Annotated in this window: 20 protein-coding genes; 9 read left to right on the top strand and 11 right to left on the bottom strand. The window is 49.8% G+C overall.

What is annotated here, in order from left to right; all coding sequences use genetic code 11:
• Window positions 1-36: 36 nt before the first annotated feature.
• The 6 genes from FJQ58_RS01550 to FJQ58_RS01525 all read right to left on the bottom strand — a co-directional run bounded on the left by FJQ58_RS01550 (window position 37) and on the right by FJQ58_RS01525 (window position 8,175).
• A complete protein-coding gene (locus FJQ58_RS01550) occupies window positions 37-1,608 on the bottom strand; it encodes a response regulator transcription factor (RefSeq protein ID WP_139990690.1) in 1,572 nt (523 codons plus the stop codon).
• On the bottom strand, window positions 1,586-3,322 hold the full coding sequence (locus FJQ58_RS01545) for a sensor histidine kinase (RefSeq protein WP_238403713.1): 1,737 nt from the start codon (window positions 3,320-3,322) through the stop codon (window positions 1,586-1,588). Before FJQ58_RS01545 ends, FJQ58_RS01550 begins: the two co-directional genes overlap by 23 nt.
• 83 nt (window positions 3,323-3,405) lie before the next feature.
• Entirely contained in the window at window positions 3,406-4,767 is a 1,362-nt protein-coding gene (locus FJQ58_RS01540) for an ABC transporter substrate-binding protein (protein ID WP_139990688.1), read from the bottom strand.
• Window positions 4,768-4,932: 165 nt separating this feature from the next.
• Window positions 4,933-5,763 (bottom strand): carbohydrate ABC transporter permease, encoded by an 831-nt coding sequence (locus FJQ58_RS01535; protein ID WP_139990687.1) that lies wholly within the window; start codon window positions 5,761-5,763, stop codon window positions 4,933-4,935.
• Between the two features lie 30 nt (window positions 5,764-5,793).
• Window positions 5,794-6,735: a carbohydrate ABC transporter permease gene (locus tag FJQ58_RS01530; protein ID WP_139990686.1), complete on the bottom strand. Its 942-nt coding sequence runs from the start codon at window positions 6,733-6,735 to the stop codon at window positions 5,794-5,796.
• A gap of 75 nt (window positions 6,736-6,810) precedes the next feature.
• Window positions 6,811-8,175 (bottom strand): FAD-dependent oxidoreductase, encoded by a 1,365-nt coding sequence (locus FJQ58_RS01525; RefSeq protein ID WP_139990685.1) that lies wholly within the window; start codon window positions 8,173-8,175, stop codon window positions 6,811-6,813.
• Window positions 8,176-8,527: 352 nt separating this feature from the next.
• Between FJQ58_RS01525 and FJQ58_RS01520 the strand changes: the two genes are divergently transcribed.
• The 8 genes from FJQ58_RS01520 to FJQ58_RS01485 all read left to right on the top strand — a co-directional run bounded on the left by FJQ58_RS01520 (window position 8,528) and on the right by FJQ58_RS01485 (window position 19,235).
• Window positions 8,528-10,630 carry a transglycosylase domain-containing protein gene (locus FJQ58_RS01520; RefSeq protein ID WP_139990684.1) on the top strand — a complete coding sequence of 701 codons (2,103 nt, stop codon included), beginning with the start codon at window positions 8,528-8,530 and terminating at the stop codon, window positions 10,628-10,630.
• A 180-nt stretch (window positions 10,631-10,810) separates the two neighbouring features.
• Window positions 10,811-11,092: a hypothetical protein gene (locus tag FJQ58_RS01515; RefSeq protein ID WP_139990683.1), complete on the top strand. Its 282-nt coding sequence runs from the start codon at window positions 10,811-10,813 to the stop codon at window positions 11,090-11,092.
• Between the two features lie 362 nt (window positions 11,093-11,454).
• On the top strand, window positions 11,455-12,453 hold the full coding sequence (cyoA, locus tag FJQ58_RS01510) for a ubiquinol oxidase subunit II (RefSeq protein WP_238403703.1): 999 nt from the start codon (window positions 11,455-11,457) through the stop codon (window positions 12,451-12,453).
• Window positions 12,454-12,515: 62 nt separating this feature from the next.
• Entirely contained in the window at window positions 12,516-14,486 is a 1,971-nt protein-coding gene (locus FJQ58_RS01505) for a cbb3-type cytochrome c oxidase subunit I (RefSeq protein ID WP_139990682.1), read from the top strand.
• Window positions 14,486-15,127, top strand: a complete 642-nt coding sequence (gene cyoC / locus FJQ58_RS01500; protein ID WP_139990681.1) for a cytochrome o ubiquinol oxidase subunit III — start codon at window positions 14,486-14,488, stop codon at window positions 15,125-15,127. The genes FJQ58_RS01505 and cyoC overlap by 1 nt, the downstream gene beginning before the upstream one ends.
• A 1-nt stretch (window position 15,128) precedes the next feature.
• Window positions 15,129-15,452, top strand: coding sequence for a cytochrome o ubiquinol oxidase subunit IV (gene cyoD, locus FJQ58_RS01495; RefSeq protein WP_139990680.1), 324 nt, complete (start codon window positions 15,129-15,131; stop codon window positions 15,450-15,452).
• A gap of 628 nt (window positions 15,453-16,080) precedes the next feature.
• The gene (locus tag FJQ58_RS01490) at window positions 16,081-17,085 is read left to right on the top strand and encodes a GNAT family N-acetyltransferase (protein WP_139990679.1); all 1,005 of its coding nucleotides are present in this window, start codon (window positions 16,081-16,083) and stop codon (window positions 17,083-17,085) included.
• 263 nt (window positions 17,086-17,348) lie between these two features.
• A complete protein-coding gene (locus FJQ58_RS01485; RefSeq protein ID WP_238403701.1) occupies window positions 17,349-19,235 on the top strand; it encodes a CotH kinase family protein in 1,887 nt (628 codons plus the stop codon).
• A 96-nt stretch (window positions 19,236-19,331) separates the two neighbouring features.
• On the opposite strand, the gene FJQ58_RS01480 is transcribed toward FJQ58_RS01485, so the two are convergent.
• The 5 genes from FJQ58_RS01480 to FJQ58_RS01460 all read right to left on the bottom strand — a co-directional run bounded on the left by FJQ58_RS01480 (window position 19,332) and on the right by FJQ58_RS01460 (window position 23,033).
• Window positions 19,332-20,018: a hypothetical protein gene (locus FJQ58_RS01480; RefSeq protein ID WP_139990678.1), complete on the bottom strand. Its 687-nt coding sequence runs from the start codon at window positions 20,016-20,018 to the stop codon at window positions 19,332-19,334.
• Window positions 20,015-21,190: a hypothetical protein gene (locus FJQ58_RS01475; protein ID WP_139990677.1), complete on the bottom strand. Its 1,176-nt coding sequence runs from the start codon at window positions 21,188-21,190 to the stop codon at window positions 20,015-20,017. Before FJQ58_RS01475 ends, FJQ58_RS01480 begins: the two co-directional genes overlap by 4 nt.
• A 28-nt stretch (window positions 21,191-21,218) precedes the next feature.
• The gene (locus FJQ58_RS01470) at window positions 21,219-21,752 is read right to left on the bottom strand and encodes an anti-sigma factor (RefSeq protein ID WP_139990676.1); all 534 of its coding nucleotides are present in this window, start codon (window positions 21,750-21,752) and stop codon (window positions 21,219-21,221) included.
• Window positions 21,749-22,288: a sigma-70 family RNA polymerase sigma factor gene (locus FJQ58_RS01465; protein WP_139990675.1), complete on the bottom strand. Its 540-nt coding sequence runs from the start codon at window positions 22,286-22,288 to the stop codon at window positions 21,749-21,751. Before FJQ58_RS01465 ends, FJQ58_RS01470 begins: the two co-directional genes overlap by 4 nt.
• A 220-nt stretch (window positions 22,289-22,508) precedes the next feature.
• Complete coding sequence (locus FJQ58_RS01460; protein ID WP_139990674.1) at window positions 22,509-23,033, bottom strand: YwhD family protein; 525 nt, start codon at window positions 23,031-23,033, stop codon at window positions 22,509-22,511.
• A 105-nt stretch (window positions 23,034-23,138) separates the two neighbouring features.
• Between FJQ58_RS01460 and FJQ58_RS01455 the strand changes: the two genes are divergently transcribed.
• A complete protein-coding gene (locus tag FJQ58_RS01455) occupies window positions 23,139-25,154 on the top strand; it encodes a M1 family metallopeptidase (RefSeq protein WP_139990673.1) in 2,016 nt (671 codons plus the stop codon).
• Window positions 25,155-25,167 lie beyond the last annotated feature (13 nt).

Raw genomic sequence — 25,167 nt, 5'->3', positions numbered from 1 at the left:
ATAACAGGATGCCTTAGCGGCACCCCTTGATTTCTCTTATTGACCCTTGTATTCGCTAGGGCTTTTGCCGCTGTACTTTTTGAAAACCTTGGAGAAGTACGCACGATCCGAAAACCCGATGGTATAAGCAACGTTCTCAACCGTCTCATGCTCTTGCTTCAGCATGGCAATCGCAAGATTGATCTTATATTGGTTAACGTAGTCTGTGAAATTCACACCTGCCAGCCGTTTGAAGAACCGCGAGAAGTAGCTTGCATTCAGGTGCAAATGTGCCGCCATATCTAAGGAGGTGACCATTCGGTCAGCATTGGCCTCTAAATACGAATCGATGGCTTGCAAGCGGACATCCTTCTCGCTTCCTGTCGGAGCCCCATTAAACTGCTGCCCAAGCAGATTTCGCAGCTCCCGCTTCGTCAACCGAGCAGCCTCGTCTGCGGTAAAGGCATGACCCAGGAGCATATAGAAGCCGTCCTCCACTTCGGTATTCGTCTCGTAAGCGGATTGACGTACCAGGTCTGCCATTCTCTCCTTCATTGAACGCGGTGACAGCTGTTCAGTTGCCGCCTGCTGGGTTAAACCGTTGATCGCAAGATCGAATAAGGACATGTTGCCTTCGGAGAAGCCCAGCGCCAACAGCGAGCGCTCCTTGTCTCCTCTTCCATCGAAAGACTGCCGGAAGCTGACCTGCCGCTCCGGTGCTGCGACAACGGCGTCCGATACGTAAAAGATACTATCGCAGCGGCTCATTAAGGAATGATAGGAAGCGCTAATCTGATGAAACGAAAAGGCGTCTTTGCTGTATATGCCGTACAGCTCCACCTTTAAATATTGATGGACCTTATCCCCAACCGAAGCAAGGTAGGCCTGAAGTGAGTCTTCTATTCCAACTGAACCGTGAATGTTTGAAATGATATAGAGATTCGATTGACCGCTAGGCAGCACCGTTATTGCCGTGCCTGCAGATAGCTCGGCAGCAATATTGGCGACGCCGAAATGAATAAGCGGCAGATCCTGATTCCGATAGCGTCCCAGGGCACTCGCTGCGTCGATATGCAGTACGGCGTGCTGGAAATACGGAAGCTTCCAGGATATCCCAATACGTTCCCCGAACAACAGCAGCTCCTTCTCACTGCTGCCGGAAAGCAGCTGCTTAAGAAAGCTTTGCTTCAACGCTTCCTTATGCCGCATCATATCCTGCTGAAGCGTGTACCGATCCAACAGTTCGCGACGGCTTCTAATCCGGCGCATCGCTTTGTCAAGACTGGTCGCCAGCTGTTTGGCCGACAGCTCATCCTTGATAATATAATCGTCAGCATCCAGTTGAAAGGCTCGCTTCGAATATTGGAAATCCTCATAACAGGTCAGAAATAGCAAGCGCACCTCGGGATTCACCACTCGGAAGGCTTCGGCCAGTTCGAGACCATCCATGCCTGGCATGCCAATATCGGTCACGACGATGTCGGGCTCGGTAAGCCTGAACTGCTCCAACGCTTGCTCACTCGCAGATGCCGAGGCAACGAGCGCCAAACCCAGATTCGACTCGGCCAGCAGCCGCCCGACATATTCCAACATCGGGACGTCATCGTCAATTAGCATGATCTTCATCATGGCGCTCTGCCTCCTTTCTGCTTTGCATAGGAATCTGCAAGATAAAGCCCATGCCCCCGCCTTCGCCTTTGGCAGCCGTCAAGCGTGCACGATGGCCGTAAAGCACACGCAATCGCCGTGCAGTGTTAACAAGCCCTACGCTTTTCTCTTGCGCGGGCATGTTGGATTCCGCATCCAGCAGCCGTTGATTTAGGCTCATTATCGCTTCTTCCGTCATCCCTCGCCCATTATCACAAATCTCAATTTCCGCCATGCGACCTACTATGCGGGCTGATAACGTGATGACCGGCCATTCGGGACGAGCCGAGAACCCATGTATGATGGCATTCTCCACAATCGGCTGCAATAATAGCCGCGGCAGAGAAAGGGATGACAAGCCTTCATTCAGCGTAACAACAAAGCGAATATCGAGCCGGTTGCGAATCTGCATCACCTGGATGTAGCTATCCAATATTTTGACTTCCTCGTCAAGCTCTAGCGGAGCATCCACTCTTACGTAAGCGCGCAACAGCTTCATTAAGGAATCAATCATTCCGCCATGGGCATCGTCGCCAGCCATGAGAAGGTTGACCTTGATCGAATTAAGCGTATTGAGTAAAAAGTGAGGTCGTATCTGTGCCGCCAGCGCTTGCAGCTCCAGCAGTCGTTTTTCCTCTTGTTCGTTCTCCACATGTCGAAGCAGTTGATCCATCTCATCGAGGATCTGATTAAAGGCTGCGGACAGTACAGCTACTTCATCCTTTCCCTTTACGGGGATGCGTACAGCCCGGTTGCCTCCGACATACTGCTTGACGTTTGACCGCAGCAGACTGATTGGCTTATTAATCTGCCTGGCCCAGAGCATGGACAGAATCAGGAAAAACAGAAAGAACAAGCCGACGAGCGAAGTGGAGACGAAGAATTCCCGATTGATCTGCCCAACCACAGAGCGCTGCGGCATGTGGCTCTCCAGCTTCCAGCCGACTCTCTGGATGACCGTTTCGCTCTTCAGCATGCTGCCTGACGATACCGATTTGCTGCCCTCATGCCTTGCAATCCGTATGCCCGCGCGATCGGACAGCGTAATGGAGACTGCCGGATTGCCCGTATCCAACAGACTGCGGAAATAATCGGCGGGGATACCAATGAACAAAGTAGCCAGCCGCTCCCGGTCAAGCGGATCCACGATGAAACGTGCCGCATAATACGTATCTGGCAAGGCCCCAGCCTCACCATCTGCGAACCAATGTAGCTCAGTTGTTTCCTTCGTATCCAGCTTGCCGAGTTCTTTCTGAAGCCGGTCTGGCAGCACAGCAAACACAGGCCTGCCTTGGTTGGAAATAATGACACGGTCATGGCTATTAATAATAAGAATCTCAAGATTGAGGTCGAGCGACTGGATAGAGAGGATGCTCGCCATCTCCTTCAGCTTCGCTTGATGAACATAGGTCTCGTAATTCGCAAAGCTCTCCACATCCTTCAATCCGCGCAACCGTTCGAGCACATCGGAATCGTAGGGTTGAGAGAAAAAGACCGACGCAAAGGAAATGCCGTCGATCGTTTTCTCCATTTGATGGGCAATGACGTTCAGTGTCTCTTGGTTAGAGAGGGTAATCTTGTCGCTTACATTGCGGCCTACAGAAGAGTAGGACCAGAACGTAACCGCGATGAATGGCAGCAAGATAAAGATAATGAAGGAGAACTGCAGTCTGCGATAGAAAGAAAATCGACTCATCCAATCCAAGCTGACATCCATCCTCACGCTGATTTTTAGTTACGTTCTATTATATCTTATCGCTGCCACTGCCCGGCCATCTTTTATTTTTGGTTCGCCTGAACGACCTTCTCAACTTCAGCAGTCATTTCCTTCTGGACATCCTCGAAGCTGCGTTCATCCAGCATGAAGCTGGCGAAGCCGTTTTCGACGATTTTCTTAAGCTCACTTCCATAAGGAACACTGAAGCTATCAGGCATTTTGTTGCGAGGATCGAACAACGTCTTCGCTAGAGAGTCAATATCGATCAGATCCTTGTTTTCGCTAAAGAATGTATTAAGCAGTGCGGTACCGTCCACATTCTTGATGTTTGGTATTTCCTGCGTAAATTTGTATGACTCCATCGTCATCCAACGCATAAAATCAAAGGCTGCATCCTTGTTTTCCGACTTGGCGCCCATGGCAAGACCGCCGCTGGATATATTCGTCATGCCCACATCCTTGGCATCCACCGAACGCGGCAGCGGTGCGTAGACCATTTGGAAGCTATGAGGGAATTTCTCCAAATTCAGACCAGCCCGAACGGCGTAACTCGGGACAGCCAGCATGCTTGCGTTACCGGCAAAAAATTGCTGAAGCACATGATAATTAGCGGCCAATACGTCGGCATAAGGTTCAACGCTCTTGTCTTCCTTCTCCATCGCACGGCGCAGATTAAAGAAGTAATTGAAAGAAGGGTCATCAAAAATCGGCTTAAGATCGTCGCCGAGCTGCGGATTGGAGCGCTCGGTATACGCTACGATATTCGGATATTCACCCCACGTGTGGAAATAGGTTCCGTAGTGGTCCTTCGTGGTCAGCTTCTTGGCATAAGTACGGAAGTCATCCCAAGTCCAGCCCATCTCAGGCAGCTCCAGCCCCGCTTCTTCAAGATGCTCGCGGTTGAAGACCGTGAACCACTGCGTAACGCTGTTCATCAAACCGTAAGTCTTCTTATCCATTTTGAGTACTTTAAAGTACTCATCTTCCGCTTTAATGCCTTCCGCCTCTAAATAGCTGTCAAGCGGTTCTACCACACCGCGCGACGCGCGTTCCATAAGCGTCTCCTCGTTGCCTGTCATAAAGACATCTACGACTTCGCCGCCCGCGATCAGCACGTCAAGCTTGCTCAGAAATTCTACGCTGTCGCTGTTCTGTACGAGCGACACGTATTCAACCTCCACCTTGTCTTGCGATTTGTTGTACTCCTGAACCGCTTGGTAGGTTGGTTCCTCCGGTTTGTTGGCCTTAAAGGTATAAAACTTAATCTTGGACTTCGCTGACGGCTCCGCCTTCTCAGTCGCCGTTGTTGACGTGCCCGGAGCTGCGGATGGGCTGGCAGGCTGTTCAGTGCCGTTATTTCCTCCGCATGCGGCAAGCGGTACGATAATCATCAGACTGATAAGCAAGGCTAATGCTCTCTTCAAGTTGAATCCCCCTATTTAGATGATCACTGCAGGCTCATTATATAATGGCTAGAATTGAAATACCGTGTATCGTGTTGCGGTTAAGGCGTGGATATTTTTGACTTCATGCATGAGCCTCCCAGGCAAACTGTCGCACAACAGAGAGCGACCTTTATCCACCCCTCGTCAGCCCTTGACGCCACCGATGGCAATTCCATTAATGACCTTTTTCTGCAGCAGCAGAAACAGTATCAGCAGAGGAACAATCGCCGATAAGGATGCCATCATCATGACCGATATGCGGGTGCCAAACTCCTCCTTGAAGAATTGCATCCCTAGCGGAATCGTGAATAGGTTATTCGAATAGAGGAAAATAAGCGGACCCTGATAGTCGTTCCATGTCCAGATAAACTTGATAATGCCCACGGTCGCCAGAATAGGCTGACTTAGCGGTAACACGACACTCCAGAAGACACGAATGAATCCAGCGCCGTCTAGTTCAGCGGCCTCGAGCATATCGCTATGGATGCCAAGCATGAACTGACGCAGCAGAAACGTAAAGTAGCTGGAGAACAGCCCGAGCAAAATAAGTGAGGTATGTGTGTCGTACAGCCCCATCTCTTTAATCATAATATAGCGCGGAACGAGGGTGGCCTGCTCGGGAATCATCATAAAGGCCATCATCAAGCTAAAAATCAAGCCTTTTCCTTTAAAATTCAGCTTGGCGAGCGCATAGCCTGCCATCGAGCAGACCAGAATCGTGCCGATTGTAGACAGAATACTGATCTTCAATGAATTCAAATAAAACAGGCTGAAAGACACATCTCCCATCCAGACCGCCTTGAAGTTCTGGATAAAGTTCCATTGTTCCGGAATCCATTGGATCGGAAACGTCCAGACGTCGAGTTCCGTCTTGGAGGCAGCTGACAGCATCCAGAACAGCGGCAATAGAAAAAATAGGGAGAGCGCTGCAAAGAGCAGCGTTAACAGCAGGTTGCTTACTTGTACTTTTTTCATCACAGCGGGCCTCCATTAAGTCTCAATAGGTCAAGCATGAACCTTCTTGCTTTGCGACATCCAAGTGATCGAAGTGACGAGGAGAATGAGCAGGAACAGCATCCAAGACATCGCTGAAGCATAACCCATTCTGAAATTCTTAAAGCCTTCCTCGTAAATTTGATACACGATGACCGTACTGGAATGAACGGGACCGCCATTGGTTAGGAACTTAATCATGTCGAACACCTTAAAGGAAGAGATTGTGCTTGTTATCGCTAAGAAGAAGGTTGTTGGCGCCAGCAGCGGCAGGGTGATCAGTCTGAACTGCTGGGTGCCGTTCGCTCCGTCGATTCTCGCGGCCTCGTACAGCTCATCCGGAATATTCGTCATGCCTGCCAAGAAGATAATGATCTGATACCCCATTAGCTGCCAAATATAGATAATCATGATCGCAATCAGCGAGAAGCTTGTATCGACAAGCCAGCGAGGGGGATCGGACAGGCCAAGTTGTATAAGAAACTGGTTCAGCGGTCCTTTCGACGGGTGATAAAGTGCCGACCAGACGGCTGCGACCGCAACTGTGGAACAAATATAAGGCACGAAAAAAGCCACTTTAAAATAACTCTTCGCATATAGCTTCTTATGAATCAGCCCCGCCATAATAACGCCCAGCAGCATCGTTATCGGCACTGTACCCAGCGCGAACAGCAAATTATTTTTCAGGGCGCGAAGAAATAAATTGTCTCGAAACAACTCTATAAAATTATCTAACCCAATATAGTTAATGGCAGACAGACCGCCGATGAGATTCCATTCGGTCAGGCTCAGAAACAGGCTGAATCCAAGTGGAAACACCGCCAGCAGCAGCATGCCGAGCGCCTCGGGGGCAATGAAAAGCCAGCCGGCAAGCGTCTCGCGGCGCTTGCGATTCCAATAGGTTCTTGGGGGTACGGATGCCGCTTTCCGAAGTTCGGCTTGTTCGTTTATCATGGGGCACTCCCTTCCTATCGTTAATTACAAGCAAAAGCAATCGTGGTAGCATTTCGAAACAGCGCTTGTTTCTGTTTAAGCTATAGTAAATGGAGTTGTCTCAGCCGGAAATTTAGGCAAATAAGCACCTTCTTCGCGCAAGCGGTCTCTCAGAACATGTACGTCAACCGCATGAACGTCCCCTTGATTGCCCGAGGCCGCCATAGCTGCTGCGAGTCCAGCTGCCTCGCCCATCGCTAGGCATACCGGCATGACACGCACACTGCCGAGCACCTTGCGCTCGCATGAGATCGAACGGCCGGCTACGAGTACGTTGCGCAGACCGCGTGGCGTAAGACAACGGTAAGGAATGCCGTGCGATTCGCCTGGACCGTACAATTCAATGCTAGGCGTATTGCCGCTCTTCTGTTCTTTCTCCGTTCCGTGCACGTCGATGAAATAACTATTGCGGCAAATCTCATCCTCGAAGCTTCTGCGCTCGACGTAATCCTCTACCGTAAGGGTATAGTCGCCGGTAATGCGGCGTGATTCGCGCGTACCCATCAATGTTCCCGTACTCATAATGTAGGCGTTGCTAAAGCCAGCCGGATGCTCGACAGCCAGCATATCCCGGTAAGCGGCAGCCATGCGACGGCCCTGAATCAATGCGCGGGACACCGATTGCGAATCCGTATTATCCACACCCCAGAGATGGCCGGCGTTGAATCCAACCGCGCGAGGGGCGACGAGATTGTTGCACAAATGGGTATCCGGGATCAACGGGTAATTTCCCGATTTGACGACTTCGTGAATCGGGCTTTGCGGGTTGCCGGCGTAGAGCATTTGCCCGTTCAAATAGGCATACTCGTCCACATTGCCAAGAATGAAGCAATGTGTGGCAGGCTGAAGGTCGCCCGTCACCTCGTCTCCCTTGTTATACTCGGCGCCCGCCCAGGCCGCGACATCGCCATCGCCTGTGCAATCGATATAGACCGCCGCGCGGAATGCCTGCAATCCGCTCTTGTTGAGCACGACCAAAGCCTTGATATTGCCTTCGTCATCTGTCTCCACTTGCGCGAGCGAGGTCAGGAATAATACGTCTGCTCCGGCCTCTGTAACGAGATCGTCATACACCACTTTGAGCTTCTCCGGATCGATCGGGACCCAGTCCATCGCATCCGGCCTGACATGAGGCATCTGAGCCTTTAAGGTTTCGAAGACGCGGGCGGCAAGGCCCCGATAGACCATCTTCTCCTTGTCGGAAAATGGACACCAAGCAGGGACAAGGCCGGAAGTGCCCATCCCGCCAAGACTTCCCGTGCCTTCAATTAAAAGCGTGCGCGCGCCTTCGCGAGCAGCGGCTGCCGCTGCCGTGCACCCTGCCGGCCCGCCGCCGACAACGATGACGTCATAGGATTCATTCAGTAATATCTCTCTTTGTTTCATTAAATAAGTTTCCATGTATACCATCCTCTTTTCGGTCTGCGTATCCCTGTTTCCATGAATCGCCCCGTAGTGTTTCTTGCTACATAGTTATTGTAGCAACCGGCTTCCTACTTGACGGTATAGGTTTCATACGCATTTTCGTGTATTATTTTGACCTCGCCTTTGGCGGACAAGAGTTACGGACAAAGACATGCTGACGCTGTTCTCAGTGCACAGCACTGGCTTTCACCATTCGCTTCGATTACGTTCTATTTTCTAACGTAATCAAACAAATATTTATACGAATGGGCTTGGCTCATGAATAGGTTGCTCTTTGTTTTTCCATACTAAGGAAAAGCGAAGCTATGCATCGAAGGGAGCCTGCTCCATGAATAAGCCTTCCAATCGGCAAGGGAAACCGCGCCGCCAACCCGTCTTCCCTATCATCGCGGAACGGTTCCTCCCCTACTTGATGAGAATGAAAAATTGGCTGCGATGGGGCGCCGCTACCGTTATTATATTTTTGCTGGTCATGGCAGGTACGCTTATCTACCTTCGTACACAATCGCTGCCTGTAGCCGCCATTAGCCAAACCTCGCAAATGGTCGATTTGCAAGGCAATGTCATTGATACGTTCCATGCGGGAGAAAACCGTCGTTCGGTACAGCTCTCAGATATATCCCACCATGTGATTGAAGCCACCATCGCCATTGAGGATCGACGCTTTTATGATCATCGCGGCTTTGATATGAAGGGTATGGCACGCGCCGTTATGGTGAATGTTCAAAGCTTCTCGGCACGCCAAGGAGCTAGTACGCTCACGCAGCAGCTGGCACGCAATCTTTATCTGACGCATGAGCGAACCTGGCAGCGCAAGATGAAGGAAGCCATGTACACCGTTCAGCTCGAGATGCGTTATTCCAAAGACGAGATTCTTGGCATGTACCTGAATCAAATTTATTACGGCCATGGCTCCTATGGCATTGAAGCCGCAGCCATGATGTATTTCAACAAACATGCCTCCGAGCTTTCGCTTGCTGAAAGCGCCATGCTGGCCGGCATTCCGAAGGGGCCTAAATATTATTCCCCTTATTTGAATATGAAAAATGCAAAGGACCGCCAACTGACGATCTTGCAAGCGATGCTGGAGGGTGGTTCCATCACGGCGGAGCAGGCGGATGCCGCCTATGCGGAGGTTCTTCATTTTCAATCGCTGGGTTCCGGCGAACAAGAGGGCTTTGCCCCTTATTTCCGGGATTACATTCGTTATATCGCTGTGGACAAGCTTGGCATTCAGGAGCAGTTGCTGAACGAGGGCGGCATCACCATCTACACCACGCTTGATCCTGCTGCCCAGTCGAAAGCGGAAGAGGTGCTTGCGGAAGGCATCCCCGAGAGCTCCGAGCAGCAGGCGGCGCTAATCGCCATTGATCCTCGCAACGGGTATATTAAAGCGATGGTGGGCGGTAGGAATTACAAGAAGAACCAGTACAACCGCGTATTTGCCAAAACGCGCCAGCCTGGCTCATCCTTTAAACCGTTCCTATATCTAACGGCTCTGCAAAGCGGCTTCATGACGCCGATATCCCGCTTTAAGAGCGAGCCTACCGTATTTACTTACGACGAAGGACGCAAAAACTATGAACCGCATAATTACGGAGATAAATACTTAAACGAGCTAATTGGCATGCGCCAAGCGATAGCAAGCTCAGACAACATATATGCCGTGAACACCATCATGACCGTCGGCGCGGACAAAGTCATCGAGACAGCCAAGAAGCTTGGCATAGACAGCCCTATGAAGCCGGTGCCGTCGCTGGCGCTCGGCACTTTCCCGATCAGCCCATTTGAGATGGCATCGGCATTCGGTACGTTTGCAAACGGAGGTGTCCATGTCGAACCCATTGCGATCTTGCGAATCGAAGACCGCAAAGGCCAAGTATTATATGAAGCGGAACGAAAATCCGAACAGGCGTTAACCTCGGCTGAGGCTTATGTGATGACCAGTTTAATGCAGAGCGTATTCGAAGAAGGCGGAACTGCCTTCCGAGTATCTTCTATTATTAAACGCCCAGTCGCCGGTAAAACCGGTACGACGCCAACGGATGCTTGGCTGGTCGGTTACACGCCCGAGCTTGCCACAGCCGTATGGGTAGGCTACGACAAGGATCGGAAGCTTACCGTCGCAGAAGCTTACCGCGCCGCGCCGATGTTCGCCAAGTTTACAGAGGGTGCGCTGGCTGCAATCCCGCCAAAGATGTTTCCAATTCCTGAAGGTGTGGTAAATGTATATATCGACCCGACAAGCGGCAAGCTTGCTGAAGGCAGCTGTCCGAACAGAAAGCTGGAATCCTTCCTTGCCGGAACCGAGCCCACCGAGGTTTGCGGCGAGCCTGCCTCCGCAGAAGAGAACGGCGAGACCAAGGATGGGGCCAAAGCAGCGGGACGGCACTCCTGGTGGAGTGACTTGAAGCGTTGGTGGACAGACTAACTGGACGGCTAAGCGCCGTCGGTCGATCTCAGGTTGTAGACGTCGGATAGACATTCGCAAAGGCCTTTGCACATTTTTGTCCGATTTATGATCAAAAAGTGAATTTTCTTTGAACAAAAGCTTGAAGTTGTGGTATAGTAAACATAAGAAAACACTTACAATTGACCGGGAGTGTTCAATATGACAACGAAAACAGCAACAATTAGCCAAGTTCAGCCTTTAAAATCAGATGTCAAGCGTCTTGTCAAGGCAATGACAGCCATCGCTTGGGTCGTTCTTGCCATCGGCGTTTTGCTCAGTCTAGTTAACTTAAGCCATTTCAGCGATCAAAATGTCGGCCTTATGGTTGGCATCGGGTTCCTAATCGGCAGCGTTCATATTTATGTCATCGGCACAGCGATCGGACTTGTCCACGCACGCCGAGTTCAAGACCAGCTGCAAAACGATCAAAGCGAACTTTAAGCTTTAAACAGCAATCCCATTGTTAGAAGCAAATAGACAGCCCTAAAGGGTCATTGACCTGGACGGGGGTGTCTATTTTCTTATGCCAAGGTGAAACGCCTGACGGCGTCCTTTGGCGGCGCGGCGTATTTCAAGCGTAGACAAGCCCACCTCTTCCTTGTAATGAGGCAATTTCGTTTTTTATGGGTATCTATTAGAAGAAGAATCCAAACCGCCAAGTTCCTAAATGTAACAGTTGTCTAAGCCGTGAACTTTCTATTACAGAAAAAAGACGAATTCTTGACGTAATTGTTAACCCCGCAGTTATTCGTCGAAGTATCTGCTATTGTAATCGTAAGCAGTAATTTTGAGGAGTTGAACTGATGATGAGACCGTATCTTCGTATGCTGACACCCGTTCTTATTATGCTAATGGCCGTTATGCTTTCCGGCTGCGGCGAGCAATTCATTGTGCTCGATCCGAAAGGGCCAATCGGCGAGTCTCAGAAAGATTTGATTTATTTTTCAACCATTCTATGTGCGGTTATCATCGTGCCTGTACTCATCCTGACCGCAGTCATCGTCTGGCGGTACCGCGATAAAAAAGGCAGCACGGCTTCCTATAAACCCAACTGGGAGCATAGCACGAAGCTGGAGATCACTTGGTGGAGCATTCCGATTGTAGCAATTCTGATCCTTGCAATCGTCACTGTTAAATACACGTATGCGCTTGAGCCCTCCAAGCCGATCGAGTCGGCTAAGGCGCCGATTACGATCCAAGTAACTTCGCTCGACTGGAAATGGCTGTTCAAATATCCCGATGAGGATATCGCGACGGTCAACTACATTAAGATTCCGGAAGATGTGCCTGTGAAGTTCCAATTAACATCCGATACAGCTATGAACTCCTTCTGGGTTCCGCAGCTTGGCGGTCAAATCTACTCCATGTCAGGAATGGCCATGACCTTGTACCTTCAAGCAGATGAGCAAGGCAGCTATTACGGCTCTGGAGCGAACTTTACCGGTAAAGATTTTGCAAAAATGACCTTTAAGGTCGATGCAACCTCTGAGGAAGAATACAAAGCATGGATTGCAGAGGTTAAAGCAACGTCTCCTGCGCTCACCATGGAAGGCTTCGAGCAGTTGACTGAGCCAAGCACGTCTGACGTGCAGTTATTCTCCAGCTTCCCAGAAGGATTATTTAATAAAATCGTAACGCAATATGTGAACGGCGACGGCGGTGCTCATCATAACCATGGCGGCGGTACGACCGAGCCGGCAGCAGCTGCTGATGAAGAAGCGACTCCTGCGGATACGACTGAGTCACATGATCACACGGCCAGCATTACGAACTCTAATGCTCATAACCATGCGGGTCATTAGCCCATTAACAAGCGAAGGCTTTTGAAGCGAGTTTGTTCCACAAACTTTTAGGAGGACCCCTCATGTTAGACAAAATTAAAGAATTCGCATCCGAATTTTTCGTTACTGGCGATCCGCTTATTTTAGGGGCTCAGGTATCCATCGGGTTGTCGATTGTCGCGATCATTTTCGCGCTCACTTTTTTCAAGAAATGGCGCTGGCTTTGGACGGAATGGCTGACAAGCGTCGATCACAAAAAAATCGGTATCATGTATATTATCGCGTCTATCCTCATGCTCTTCCGCGGTGGCGTCGATGCGCTGCTTATGCGGGTACAGCTTGCCGCTCCGGAGCTTGAATTTCTAGTCCCGGAACACTATAACCAGATATTTACTACGCATGGCGTAATCATGATCTTGTTCATGGCCATGCCGCTGATGTTCGGCTTATTCAATATCGTCGTTCCGCTGCAAATTGGCGCGCGCGACGTTGCATTCCCGTTCCTGAACTCCCTAAGCTTCTGGATGTTCTTCTTCGGGGCGATGCTGTTTAACGTTTCATTTATTATCGGCGGTTCTCCCGATGCAGGTTGGCTGGCTTATCCGCCGCTCTCCGAGCTCTCAGGCAGTCCGGGCCTTGGGCAGGACTTCTATATTTGGGGGATTCAAATCTCCGGTATCGGCTCCTTGGCAACAGGGATCAACTTTGTCGTTACGATTCTAAAAATGCGTGCACCAGGCATGAAACTGATGCAAATGCCGATGTTCGTTTGGTCGGTACTATCATCATGTATCACAATTATGTTCGCATTTCCGATTTTGACCGTTACTTTGTTCCTGTTATTCATTGACCGCTATCTGGGCGCGCACTTCTTTACGCTCGACGGCGGCGGTAATCCGATGATGTATATCAACCTCATCTGGATGTGGGGACATCCCGAGGTCTATATCGTTATTTTGCCCGCATTCGGGATTTTCTCCGAGGTCGTATCCGCGTTCTCGAAGAAAAAGCTGTTCGGTTACAAGTCGATGGTATTCGCCCTGATGTCCATCAGCTTCTTCTCGTTCTTTACTTGGGCGCATCACTTCTTCACGATGGGTTCCGGCGCAAACGTCAATGCATTCTTCGCTTTAACGACGATGCTTATTGCGATACCGACCGGGGTCAAGGTGTTCAACTGGCTCTTTACCATGTATCGAGGAAGGATCAAGTTTACGACTCCGATGATGTGGACAATCGCGTTCATCCCATGTTTTGTCGTCGGGGGCATGACCGGGGTGCTCTTATCAGTAGCACCTGCTGACTTCCAGTTCCATAACAGCTACTTCCTAATTGCGCATTTCCATCAGGTGCTGATCGGTGGCGTAGTGTTCGGTTATTTCGCCGGCCTTTACTACTGGTGGCCAAAAATGTTCGGGTTCCGTTTGCATGAAGGCCTTGGAAAATGGGCATTCTGGTTCTGGAACATTGGTTTCTACGTCTGCTTCATGCCGCAATACGCGCTTGGCCTAATGGGTATGACGCGCCGCTTCAACGCCTATGACTTCGATATGGGCTGGCAGCCGCTTAACGTCGTATCGACGGTTGGTGCATTCTTAATGGGTATCGCGTTTATTTTCCAAGTGTGGCAAATCGCGCACAGCATCAAGTTCTACAAGAAAGAAAAAGACGGCGATGCTTGGGATGGCCGCACGCTAGAATGGTCGATTCCATCGCCAGCACCGCTATACAACTTCGCGCGCTTGCCGCAAGTGACAAGCCAAGACGAGTGGTGGGAAGAGAAACAACGCATTGCAAACGGCCAGCCTGCCAAGCCTTTGGTACCGCTTGAGCCGATTCATATGCCGAAAAACTCCGGTATCCCGTTCATTATGTCGCTCTGCTGGTTTACCGCAGGCTTTGGCTTCGTATGGGATTGGCTGTGGATGGCCATTCCGGGTCTGATCGGCGTAGCCATATGTATGCTTGTTCGTTCCTTCTCTTACGATACCGACTATTACATTCCGGTGGATGAGATTGAACGTACGGAAGCCGCTTTAAGGGGGACAAAATAATGGCACATGCAGTTTCTACCCCGGCAGGGGCGCATGGCGGACACGGAGCCGGTCACGGCGGCGGTCACCATGATGACCATCATGATCAAGAATCATTAAAGACATTTGGCTTCTGGCTATTTCTTATAACCGACGTTATCTTATTCGGTACGTTATTCGCTACCTATGTGGTCCTTCGTCTGAATACAGACGGCGGACCGACAGGCGCGGAGCTGCTGGAGATGAACGGCATTATTATTTCCACATTCATCTTGCTTACAAGCAGCTTCACGAGCGGCATTGCCGTTCTCGAAATGAACAAAGGAAACAAGCGCGGCCTCATCTTATGGCTCGCCATAACAGCTGTGCTTGGCGCATCCTTCGTTTTTCTTGAAGTCAACGAGTTTATGCACTTAGTACACGAAGGCGCAAATATCGGAACCAGCGCATACTGGTCAGCCTTCTTCGTACTCGTCGGCACTCACGGACTTCACGTTTCCGTTGGTCTTGTCTGGATGGTCGCTTTGATCCTGCAGCTTAGCCGCCGCGGCATTACGCCGGTAACGAAGCGCAAAGTAAGCATCATCAGCCTGTACTGGCATTTCTTGGACGTCGTATGGATCTTTGTATTCTCAATCGTTTACTTGATGGGGGTGATGTAGGATGGAAAATCATAACGCGAACGCGCATGACGCACACGGCGGGTCGATGAAGTCCTACGTCATCGGCTTCCTCTTCTCCATCATCCTGACGATCATTCCGCTTGTTGTCGTCATGAATGATTTGCTAAGCAAGACGGCTACAACTTTACTCATTCTTATTACGGCGGTTCTGCAGTTCGCCGTTCAGCTTATCTTCTTCATGCATATCCGTGATGAAGAGAAGCCTCGCTTCAATCTTATGGCGCTTATTTTCGGCCTCGTCATCTTGCTGACAATCGTCGCCGGATCTATCTGGATCATGACTTACAACGCTGTTGCTTCCTAAACAGCAACCATCATAGGCAGAACCTCAAGTAGAGTTATCTACTTGGGGTTCTGTCTTTTTTTTGTTACGTCAGAACATAGCTATATTCCTATGTAGAAGATGCCTCTCGAAAGTCAGGGATGGCATGGTCCTTTTCAACCTCCTTACGGGCTATATCTACTATAGTCAAACTTTACCTTTATTCCCTCTATTCTTCCATGACATAATCAAGCTATATAAAAGAATCTGATCCAATATCAGCTTCATCTCCAACAAGATGAAAGATCCTGCTTGTTCTTTTTTTCAAGGCGCTTGTAAGAACGGTTTTGGATCGACTTTGTTAATAAAAGTTCTCTCTATGAAAATTAACAGGAATTTGTCCCGTTATTTTAAGAGATTTTGAGATTTTTAGACATTTAGCATGATTTTCTCCCGTTAATTCCATATGGCATGATGAAAATGGAGCAAATCGGTTGAATTAACAGGAACAATTCCCGCTATTTCATGTGCCAAGCGAATAACGAGCATTTAACAGGAAAAAATCCAGCTAATTCATAACCTTTCTATACTCACCACCCTCTAAGACAAATGAAAAAAGATCAGCATAAATTCTCTTTATATAAAATTCCATGAAAATGAGGTATTTCCAATGTCGATAACGATTCGTTCGCTCCAGCTACCGGATGATTACGAACAGCTTGCCGAGCTGCTCAATCAGGTTTGGTCGGAGCCCACTACCGCGCAAAGCCTCCTTGAGGCAGATCAGAAGCTCTATGAAGTAGGGCACACTTACATGGACGATAACGGGCTGCTCGCCGGTTATGACCGGGAGCGCAAGGTTGCCGTGACTGCCGAAGGGGAAATCGCAGGTTATGCGTGGTCATGGAGAGCCCCATGGACTGAGCCTGGGTATCTCTGCAATACACTCGTGGTGAAGGAGACTTACCGTACTCAGGGGATCGGACAGCTATTGCTACAGCATATTGGACAGTGGGCCTTGCAAATAGGGGCCTCTGCATTGATTACAGAAGCATGGGATGATCAGCCCGCTTCGGTTCGTTTTGCCCATAATCGGGGGTTTATTACAGAAAGGCATGCTTTCCAATCCATGCTGAAGCTGGATCATACGTATGAGGTTCCCGCTATGCCTGAGATGGGCAACCTGCGGTTGCTAACGCTGGCCGATGCTCCCAGTGAGGAAAGCGAACTCAAGCTGTATGGTCTCTATAAGGAAACCTTAGTGGATATTCCTGGATTTCTAGGAGAGGTGCCCGTGTTCTCCGAATGGCTCAAATGGTATTTGAGGGTAGATGGCTACGCACCTGAGCGTGTCATCATAGCAGCAGACGGCGATTCCTATATCGGGGTAACAAATGTCCTGCATAATCAGCAAACCAACGGCATGTATCATGAATATACTGGCGTAAGCCGAGCCTATCGGGGCAAGAAAGTAGCCTTAGCGCTTAAAATAAAAGCCATACAACTGGCGACAAGCCAGCAAGCTGCGTATATTCGGACAGATAATGACTCAACCAACCAGCCCATTCTCAGCATCAACCGCAGGCTTGGTTACGTACCCCTTCGCGGCTCTTTTCAGCTTCTCGCTCCACTGGATCATGTGATGAATCGCTTGAAGCCTACCGCCCATCTATAAAATCAGTAACTCATTTAGCAACTCTGTCACACGCTGCTGAGCCATCCATTGCGCACTTTCAGCAATAAAGCCTTCAAAACCGCGAAAATGCGGAGTTGAAGGCTTTTATTTTTGTAGCTAAATAGAGCGCGCTCACTCTTCCTCTTTCTAGCTATGGGCATACATTCAGTGAACTTTCAATTTCGATTAAGGTTAGGCTAACTTCCAACAATTAGACTGAATGAAGGATTTAAATCTGATCAACAAGGAGGAATAATCAACACATGACCGTTCATCAGTTATTTAAAAAATGTACCCTTTCAGCAATAGCGTTCATGATTGCAGCAGTCCTCTTCACATTCAGCACAGCAAGCAGCGGCTCTACCGCATGGGCCGCAGAGCAAGGGGTAGCCCAGCCTTACGAATCCTTATTTGAGGGAGACCAAATGATTGATGTAAATGTGACGATTGGCGACGAGGATTGGAAGAGCATATTGGAGAGCCCTCTCGATAAAGAGTATAAAAACGTTACCGTTGAAGTAGATGGCAATGTAGTCAATAACGTCGGCTTCTCTACAAAGGGGAACCTAACACTCAATGCTGTTGCAAGCATGACCGATTCCGATCGTTACAGCTTTCGCTTAAAATTTGATAAATACGACAAATCACAAACCTTGCTCGGCCTGGACAAAATGGTGCTAAACAACAGCTACGCCGATCCATCGTTCCTGCGCGAGTATTTGCATTATGAGGCTTTGCGCGCAATTGGACTTGATGCCCCGCTTACAGTATTCACCAATCTTTATATTAACGGCGAATTGTACGGCTTTTATGTAGGTGTAGAAGCTATTGATGATAGCTATATGGAAAGAAATTTCGGAGAGGGTTATGAAGATGGCGTGCTCTATGATACGGATGAGAAAAGCTACCTCCAGTATGCAGAGAACAGCTCCTATGATTCCCTTACTTACGAGTTAGGCACGGAGGATGAGAAAGCCTCGCTTAAAAAATTTATCAGCGTATTAAACGCTATGCCTGATGGCCAGAAGGGTGATATTGAAGATGTCCTTGATGTAAGCACCGGTTTAAAATATATCGCGGCAAACGCCGTGCTAGGCAACTATGACAGCTATAACGGCGATAAAGGCCATAACTTCATGCTGTATGGCGATGCAAGCGGCAAATATTCTGTACTGCCATGGGATTTTAATATGTCTTTTAACGGCTATTCTGGAGGTGGACGAGGCACCTCTTCAGCAACAGGCAGCACAGTTAATACCAATGCAGCAACCGCATCCGTGGATGTGCCGGTGCTAGGCATTAACATGGAAAGCGTACCTTTGATCAATAACTTGTTAAAGGTTGATGAGTACAAAGAGCAATACTTGACTTACGTCACCGAACTCGTTGACTATTTGGAAGGCATCGAGAACCGCATCACGGAGCTCTCTGATCTAATTAGACCAAGTGTACAAGCCGATCCCACCAAGTTTTATACGATGGAGCAGTTCGAATCGAATATTGCTTATTCCTCTGTGGAAGAAAGCAATGTAGGAGGCATGGGCGGCAGCGCGCCTGCAGATGGCCAAACGCCTCCTACAGGGACAGAAGGCCCCCCTCCTACGCGTCCAGACAATAGCCAGCAGCCAACTGAACCACCTGCTGGGGCTGCCCCTGGGGCAAATGGCGGCGCAGCAGGACAAGGAAATGGTATGGGAAACATGGCCGCCGGCTCATTAATGACGTTTGCGCTGAATAGACTGAATAACCTGCAAACGCAGTTGGACCTGACAGTTACAGCCTTGCCTACTGATAAAGAAATCTCCGTCATCATTGACGGCACCAAAGTCAATTTCAGCCAACAAGAACCCTTGATTCGCAGTGGAAGAGTGCTGGTGCCCATTAGAGGAATTTTCGAAGCTTTAGGAGCCGATCTGAAATGGGACAATGCCGCCAAAACGATTACAGCCATCAAGGATAATCGCATCATTGTGCTGACCATCGGAAGCAGTACAGCTTACGTAAACGGAGTGGCGGTTACCTTAGAAGCTGCACCAACGATCTTAAATGCAAGAACAGTCGTACCCCTTCGTTTTATTGCTGACAGCTTGAATAAAGAAACGAATTGGAATTCAGCTACTTCGACGGTAACGATCAACAGTGCTGCATAAGCAATGGATATGCAAATAGAGGCTTTCCTCAAATCAATCGCGGTTCGTTCCGATTGGTTGGGGAAGCCTCTTTTACTTAATAATGAGCTCTGAAATCTAGAAATTAGCAAAGTTGACCTTGAGGCCTTTAGGCACGGACAGCGTCAACTGCATCTCTATCCGATCCGAGGCGAAACCTCCATCTCTGTGATCAGGCGAGCCAATCATCACATACATCGTAGTGCCAACGATTTCGGTTTTCATTATACGGTTATCCTGCCGCTCCAGCTTGTCCGGTGACCAATAACGAATTTGGCCGAGCAGTTGCAGTTCCTTCGTGTCCGCCTCGGAAATCTTCACCTGAGAGAGCGCATGCACGCTAATCTGCTCAATGCCAGCAGGCACCTTCACAGCCTTTGTCTCGATAAAAGCGGAGCGCTGCGTCATTTTCAGTTCCCGTTGCAGCTCATCGTATAAACCCGTTGACATTAAGAAAGCAAGCCCGAGACTGGCCATACCTATCACTCCGACAAAAAAGACGCTCAGCCAATCGTAGCGCACGATCGCCTTTTCGCTTTTTGAAAACTTAAGATACAACAGCAGCTCAAGACCCAGCATGATGAAAACGATGGGCGCGACCCATAACAGCACCTCATAAGCATTAAAATCCTGCCAAAGCGATACAGCAAGCGCGGTACCGATGAGAAGCAGCGTAATGCCCATCGATATGGAGCCCACGCGCCAGGTTCTCACAACAAGCGGACGGTTATCTGCCAAGCTAGTAGTCATACCGGCATTGTTCAACGAGGCTCCTCCTCACGCTTGGCTAAGAGCGTTGGAGGCAGCTCTGGCGGTTTGCCCCTTCTCTCTCCCACCGATGACTTGCTTCCAAAGGCCAGCCGCAAACCGACAATAATCATAATAAAAGCAACAACCGCGGTTGGAATCATATATTTGACCTGCATGTACTGGGAGTAAAGCTCCCTGGAAAAATGTGAAGTGACCTCGGCTGCAACCCGGTCCAGCAAATAATAAACCCCAAAACCAAGCAAACCAATGCCAAACCAGCGCTGATAGGGAACCAGCTGCGTCAATACAGGCTCATCGGTAAGCGTCTGATTCTCGTAACGGGAGGTCTGCTGCACCGCATCAAAAAAGGCAAAGCACCAAAACAGCGGCAGTAGAAAAAAGAACAGGGATAAGCGCATATTGTCCAATATGAAGATAGCTAGGAGAAAGCCGCCCATGAGCTGCAAGCCTCGCTTCTGCAAGCCCAAATACAGATGGCCTGCGCCTGGGAATATTGATAAAGCGATCGCCAGTACCTTGCTTTTTTTCCCGGAGCCGATAAACGTTTCCATGTCCTCAAAGATAGCCCGGTCCTCAAGCCGCTCTCCGCGCTGCTTGGCATGGAGCTGACTGATCACATCAAACATGCTGTAGATCCAAATCACAGGCAGCACAAACAAAAAGACAAGCATCTCGGCACGGTGAATGATTGCGCTCAAGAAGATAACAATCGCCATCCAGCCAATAAAGGAAATGAGAATGGTAATGCCGCGCTGCATTAATCCAAGGCTCATATGCCCAAGTCCGGGTACAAGCGAGAACATAATCGTTCTTGTTTTTTCCCGCTGATGCTCCATTTGTAAAGGCACAAAGCCTGGGCCAAAATGGTCTGGCGGCTGGTCGAATGGGTGATGCGGATTAGGATAGGGGTTCAAGTTTTTCCCTAACAGCAGCGTAAAAACCATATCAACCATGTTGATAATCCCCGACATAGCGGCGACAAACAACAGAAACATGACAAGCCCATCCTCAACATAGCCGCTAAATATGGATATTACTATTAATAAGCCTATGGGGCCAAAGAACGCTCCCCCGTACAAAATAGTACGGAACGGCCTTCCTAAATAGGCGTGTCCTGCGCCTGGAATAAAGGAAAGCAGAAATGCCACTAATGGGCTTTTGTTCATCGTCGGTTCATTCCTCTCCGATTTTCATTTATTTAAAGCGAGATGCTTTCAGACCGTCCAGCCAGGATCCGGTTTGATCTACGATTTTGTCCGACCACGATATCGAAGGCCTGCCTACAGCTGGCGGCGGGACCGCTACCTGCTCATGTTCACTCAAATCAAGCTGAGCCAGCTTTTGAGAGAAGGAGGCAAAGGTTCCGCTGGCAAGCAGCAGCAGCGTAATAGAAGCTGCGATCGTATAATGGGTAGCCGGATGCTGAAGCCACAAACGCAGGCGGGCAGAATTTTTCCGAGATGCTTGACCTGCTTTCTCCGCTTTCCCTTCTTGCTCAAGCGGCTCTTGCTCGCTTATCAGCTGTGCAACAACTCGTCTCTCCATCTGCGCAAAGTCAGGCTGCGAAGACAACGGCTCATTCTCGGCCGATTCCATCATGCCAATAAACAATTGCAAGCATTCATCGCAAGCCGTCAGCTCCCGCTCCACTTGCTCGCGGTCAGCCTCAGGCAGACGATCCTTCAGGTAAGCAAGCATTTGCACCGGTGACACATGATCATTCCTCATTCAAAATCCTCCCTCCGCCAATGGCGCTTCATCCAGTTTCTAGCTCGGTAAAGCCTGGACTCCACGCTTTTGCGCTCCAGTCCCGTTTCAAGAGAAATCTGTTCATACGACTTGTCTTCCATATAATAAGCAACGACAACCTCGCGATAGTTATTCGGCATTTCATCCACGCGCTCGCGAATCTGCCGCCTATCTGCTTGCTCGATCGCTATCAGCTCGGCCGCCGGGTTAGCTGCAAATTCTTCCTGCAGCTTTTCCGACATCGCCTCGCTATCGGCCAGCTCCTCAGGCCGCCGCGCTTTGCTTCGCTTGAAATCAATTGCTCGATTGACGGCTATGCGGTAAATCCACGTCTTCAGCCCTTCCAAGCGGCAATCCGGGAGGGAGCGATAAATTTGCAGCAGCACTTCCTGCGTAATATCCTCCGCGTCATGCGGCGAATGCAGCACTGCGAAGACCGTTCTATATATATAAGGACCATAGGCCGTTACGAAAGGGCCATAATGCTCGGGCCCGCCCTTCTGTACCGCCTTGATCCAATCCTCTTCTTGAATGTCGCTCCCCTCCTTCCCAACCTAATAGACGTGTGCCCGTCCCTTTTCCCCTGCACCTATTCGAAAAATAATTTTCGCAAGCGCGAAACAACGCCCCATCCACGCGCAAAACCCCATCATTCGTAAAATGAATACGAACGATGAGGCTCTCGTCTACTATTTTCTTTTCTAACTTAAACGCCTGCCGGCATGAAATCCGAAGCTACACGCTTAAGGCTTGCTTAAGCTCTTCAGGCGAGCGGTCCCACCACTCTAGGTTATGCTCAACCAACAGCTTCTGTAGTGCGCCCTTCTCCACTTCGCCAAGCTCACTCAGATTATAGCGTCTCTTCAGTGATTGGTCGAGCTTGTTCACGTGATCAGGTAGAATTTTCCATCCGCGGCGCGCTTCCGAATCAATCAGCATCTCGCATGCGGTCGCTCCTGCATAGAAAGAGCCTTCCTCATTGCGGTCGACGGCTACCCATACGATCCAGCATTGGCGGCCATTCGGCGTATCTTCTTTGTTCGGCGTAAACTTAATGCCGCGTTCCACCTTGCTCTTCGCATGCATTGCGCCTACATCGATATAAGCAACTCCGTCATCAATGATTACACAAGAAACGGCGCTCAAATCGATCGTACCCGCTCCAAAACCTTTATGTTGTTTGCTGCTCACGACATTGAGCGACAGTGATTTCTTTTCTTTCTTTTCCGGCTGAGCCGGCTGTCCTTGTTCTTCCGTCATGCGTCTTCACACCTTCCCCATACAATAATTCCATTTTAGCTAATAATCCTTGAAAAGCAAACATATACATGCTTTAGATGCTTGTCAACGGGAGGGAAACGTTCAATGACTCCACGCTATTTCAAAAGATTTTTGCTCGTAATACTCGCAGTCGTCATGCTCGGCTTGTCTGTGCGGTACGACTTCGGGACTGCTTGGCAATCCCAATATACTTATGCCTTCGCCCCTGCCGCCAATGCCAAGCCAGTGTCTGCCCCTGCTCCAAATTCGGCCAAGCCGCCCGTCGTGCAGGAGCCGAACACGGTAATGACGCCTAAACCGCAAGAGCTCAGCAAACGCGTCGTTGAGTACCATATCAGCGTCCATTTGCTGGACGATGCGAAGCAATTAAACGGCGACCAAACCGTGACCTGGACAAATCCAGGCAAAAAAACAGTATCCGAGCTGTACTTCCACCTCTATCCGAACGCCTTCCATTCGGACAAGACGACCTTTATGAAGGAATCAGGGGGCAAGCTTCGCCAAGACAAAGCAACGATTAACAGCCAAGGGTATATGAAGCTGCTGACGCTGGAGACGCTTAACGGCGAGAGCCTGCTGCCACGCCTGCAATACGTACAGCCGGATGACGGCAATGCCGAAGACTTCAGCCTGGCGAAAATCCGCTTGCCGGAGCCTGTGGCTCCAGGGAAATCTGTCACGCTTCATATGGGCTATGAGGTGAAGCTTCCGGAAGTTTTTGCACGCATGGGCTATTCCGGGAATTTTGTCATGGCAGGCCAATGGTTTCCCAAAATTGCGGTGTACGAAACCGCCGGCACGCGCGGCCGGGCAGCGGAAGGCTGGAACGTCCACCAATATCATGGCAACTCGGAGTTTTACAGCGACTTTGGCATTTACAGCGTTCGGATCAAAGTACCGGAAGCGTATACGGTTGCGGCCACTGGCTTCCAGACCAAACCGATTGAAATGAAAGATCAGGTGAAGGTTTACCAATTTTATGCCGACGACGTGCATGACTTTGCCTGGTCGGCATCGCCGGACTTTGTATATGAAGAGACCGCCTACTCCGATACCGGCATTCCCGGCGTACGCATAAAGCTTTATCTGGACCCGGCACACGCCGCCCTGAAAGACCGTTACATGCATGCTGCCAAGTCAGCACTGTCGAGCTATGCGAAATGGTACGGAGAATATCCATACAGCACGCTTTCTATCGTCGTGCCTCCAAAAGGGGCAAACGGTGCCGGCGGCATGGAATATCCTACGCTCATTACCGCATTCGCGGCCGAGAAGGATAATCCCGGCTATGATCTGGAGCGGACGGTCGTTCATGAGATTGGCCACCAGTACTGGTATGGCATGGTTGCCTCCAATGAGTTCGAGGAAGCTTGGCTCGATGAGGGCTTTACCTCCTATGCGGAGGATAAAGTAATGGAGACTGCTTACGGGTTGGAAGCGAACCTTCGCACGGAAGCCAGCTACATGACTGACCCTGCACCGCTCAAGCAATCGTCATGGACTTATGGCAGCCACTCGCAGTATGCCGAGAATGTTTACATGCGGGCAAAGCTGGTCCTCATTGGCATTGAGAATCAGGTTGGCTCCCGAATGATGCAGAAGATATTGCGCACCTACTTCCAAAAGTATAAGTTCAAGCATCCATCCACCTCGGACTTCCAGCGCGTAGTGGAGCAGGTCACCAAGACTAAATGGCATGACTATTTCAGCCAATATGTATATGACGATCAAATGGCCGACTTCTCCATTGAGTCGATCCATGTGCGCCCGGTCATACAAGACGGGAACTCGCTCTATGAATCGGTCGTCCTTGTCAAGAAAAACGGCGGCAGCAATGGCGAAATTAAAGTCGTCATGCAGTTCACCGACGGCAGCAAAGTAACCAAGCTTTGGGGCGCCGAGGAATCTCATATTCAATATACGCAGGTGCATACCGCTCCGCTTGAATGGGCGGTCGTCGACCCGGATTACAGCAACGTACTCGACAATAAGCTCATTAACAACTATATGCAGGCACAGCTGCCTGAAGAAAAACGTACAAGATGGAGCCTAGGCGCCGTCAAGCTAATCGAAGGGCTTCTCGGTTCGCTTAGCTGGTAAGTAATTGCGTTCA

The sequence above is a fragment of the Paenibacillus paridis genome, assembly GCF_006345825.1.
Lineage (GTDB): Bacteria > Bacillota > Bacilli > Paenibacillales > Paenibacillaceae > Pristimantibacillus > Pristimantibacillus paridis.
Note: the sequence above shows the minus strand (reverse complement) of the source record. Positions and strands in the feature narration are given on the sequence as shown.

Bases quoted from the DNA above. Each gene is read 5' to 3' on its own strand.
- FJQ58_RS01545 (WP_238403713.1), bottom strand. From the start codon at position 3,322: ATGAGTCGATTTTCTTTCTATCGCAGACTGCAGTTCTCCTTCATTATC.
- FJQ58_RS01490 (WP_139990679.1), top strand. From the start codon at position 16,081: ATGTCGATAACGATTCGTTCGCTCCAGCTACCGGATGATTACGAACAG.
- FJQ58_RS01475 (WP_139990677.1), bottom strand. From the start codon at position 21,190: ATGAACAAAAGCCCATTAGTGGCATTTCTGCTTTCCTTTATTCCAGGC.
- cyoC (WP_139990681.1), top strand. From the start codon at position 14,486: ATGGCACATGCAGTTTCTACCCCGGCAGGGGCGCATGGCGGACACGGA.
- FJQ58_RS01485 (WP_238403701.1), top strand. From the start codon at position 17,349: ATGACCGTTCATCAGTTATTTAAAAAATGTACCCTTTCAGCAATAGCG.
- cyoA (WP_238403703.1), top strand. From the start codon at position 11,455: ATGATGAGACCGTATCTTCGTATGCTGACACCCGTTCTTATTATGCTA.
- FJQ58_RS01550 (WP_139990690.1), bottom strand. From the start codon at position 1,608: ATGATGAAGATCATGCTAATTGACGATGACGTCCCGATGTTGGAATAT.
- cyoD (WP_139990680.1), top strand. From the start codon at position 15,129: ATGGAAAATCATAACGCGAACGCGCATGACGCACACGGCGGGTCGATG.
- FJQ58_RS01525 (WP_139990685.1), bottom strand. From the start codon at position 8,175: ATGGAAACTTATTTAATGAAACAAAGAGAGATATTACTGAATGAATCC.
- FJQ58_RS01505 (WP_139990682.1), top strand. From the start codon at position 12,516: ATGTTAGACAAAATTAAAGAATTCGCATCCGAATTTTTCGTTACTGGC.
- FJQ58_RS01515 (WP_139990683.1), top strand. From the start codon at position 10,811: ATGACAACGAAAACAGCAACAATTAGCCAAGTTCAGCCTTTAAAATCA.
- FJQ58_RS01520 (WP_139990684.1), top strand. From the start codon at position 8,528: ATGAATAAGCCTTCCAATCGGCAAGGGAAACCGCGCCGCCAACCCGTC.
- FJQ58_RS01470 (WP_139990676.1), bottom strand. From the start codon at position 21,752: ATGAGGAATGATCATGTGTCACCGGTGCAAATGCTTGCTTACCTGAAG.
- FJQ58_RS01460 (WP_139990674.1), bottom strand. From the start codon at position 23,033: ATGACGGAAGAACAAGGACAGCCGGCTCAGCCGGAAAAGAAAGAAAAG.
- FJQ58_RS01455 (WP_139990673.1), top strand. From the start codon at position 23,139: ATGACTCCACGCTATTTCAAAAGATTTTTGCTCGTAATACTCGCAGTC.
- FJQ58_RS01530 (WP_139990686.1), bottom strand. From the start codon at position 6,735: ATGATAAACGAACAAGCCGAACTTCGGAAAGCGGCATCCGTACCCCCA.
- FJQ58_RS01535 (WP_139990687.1), bottom strand. From the start codon at position 5,763: ATGAAAAAAGTACAAGTAAGCAACCTGCTGTTAACGCTGCTCTTTGCA.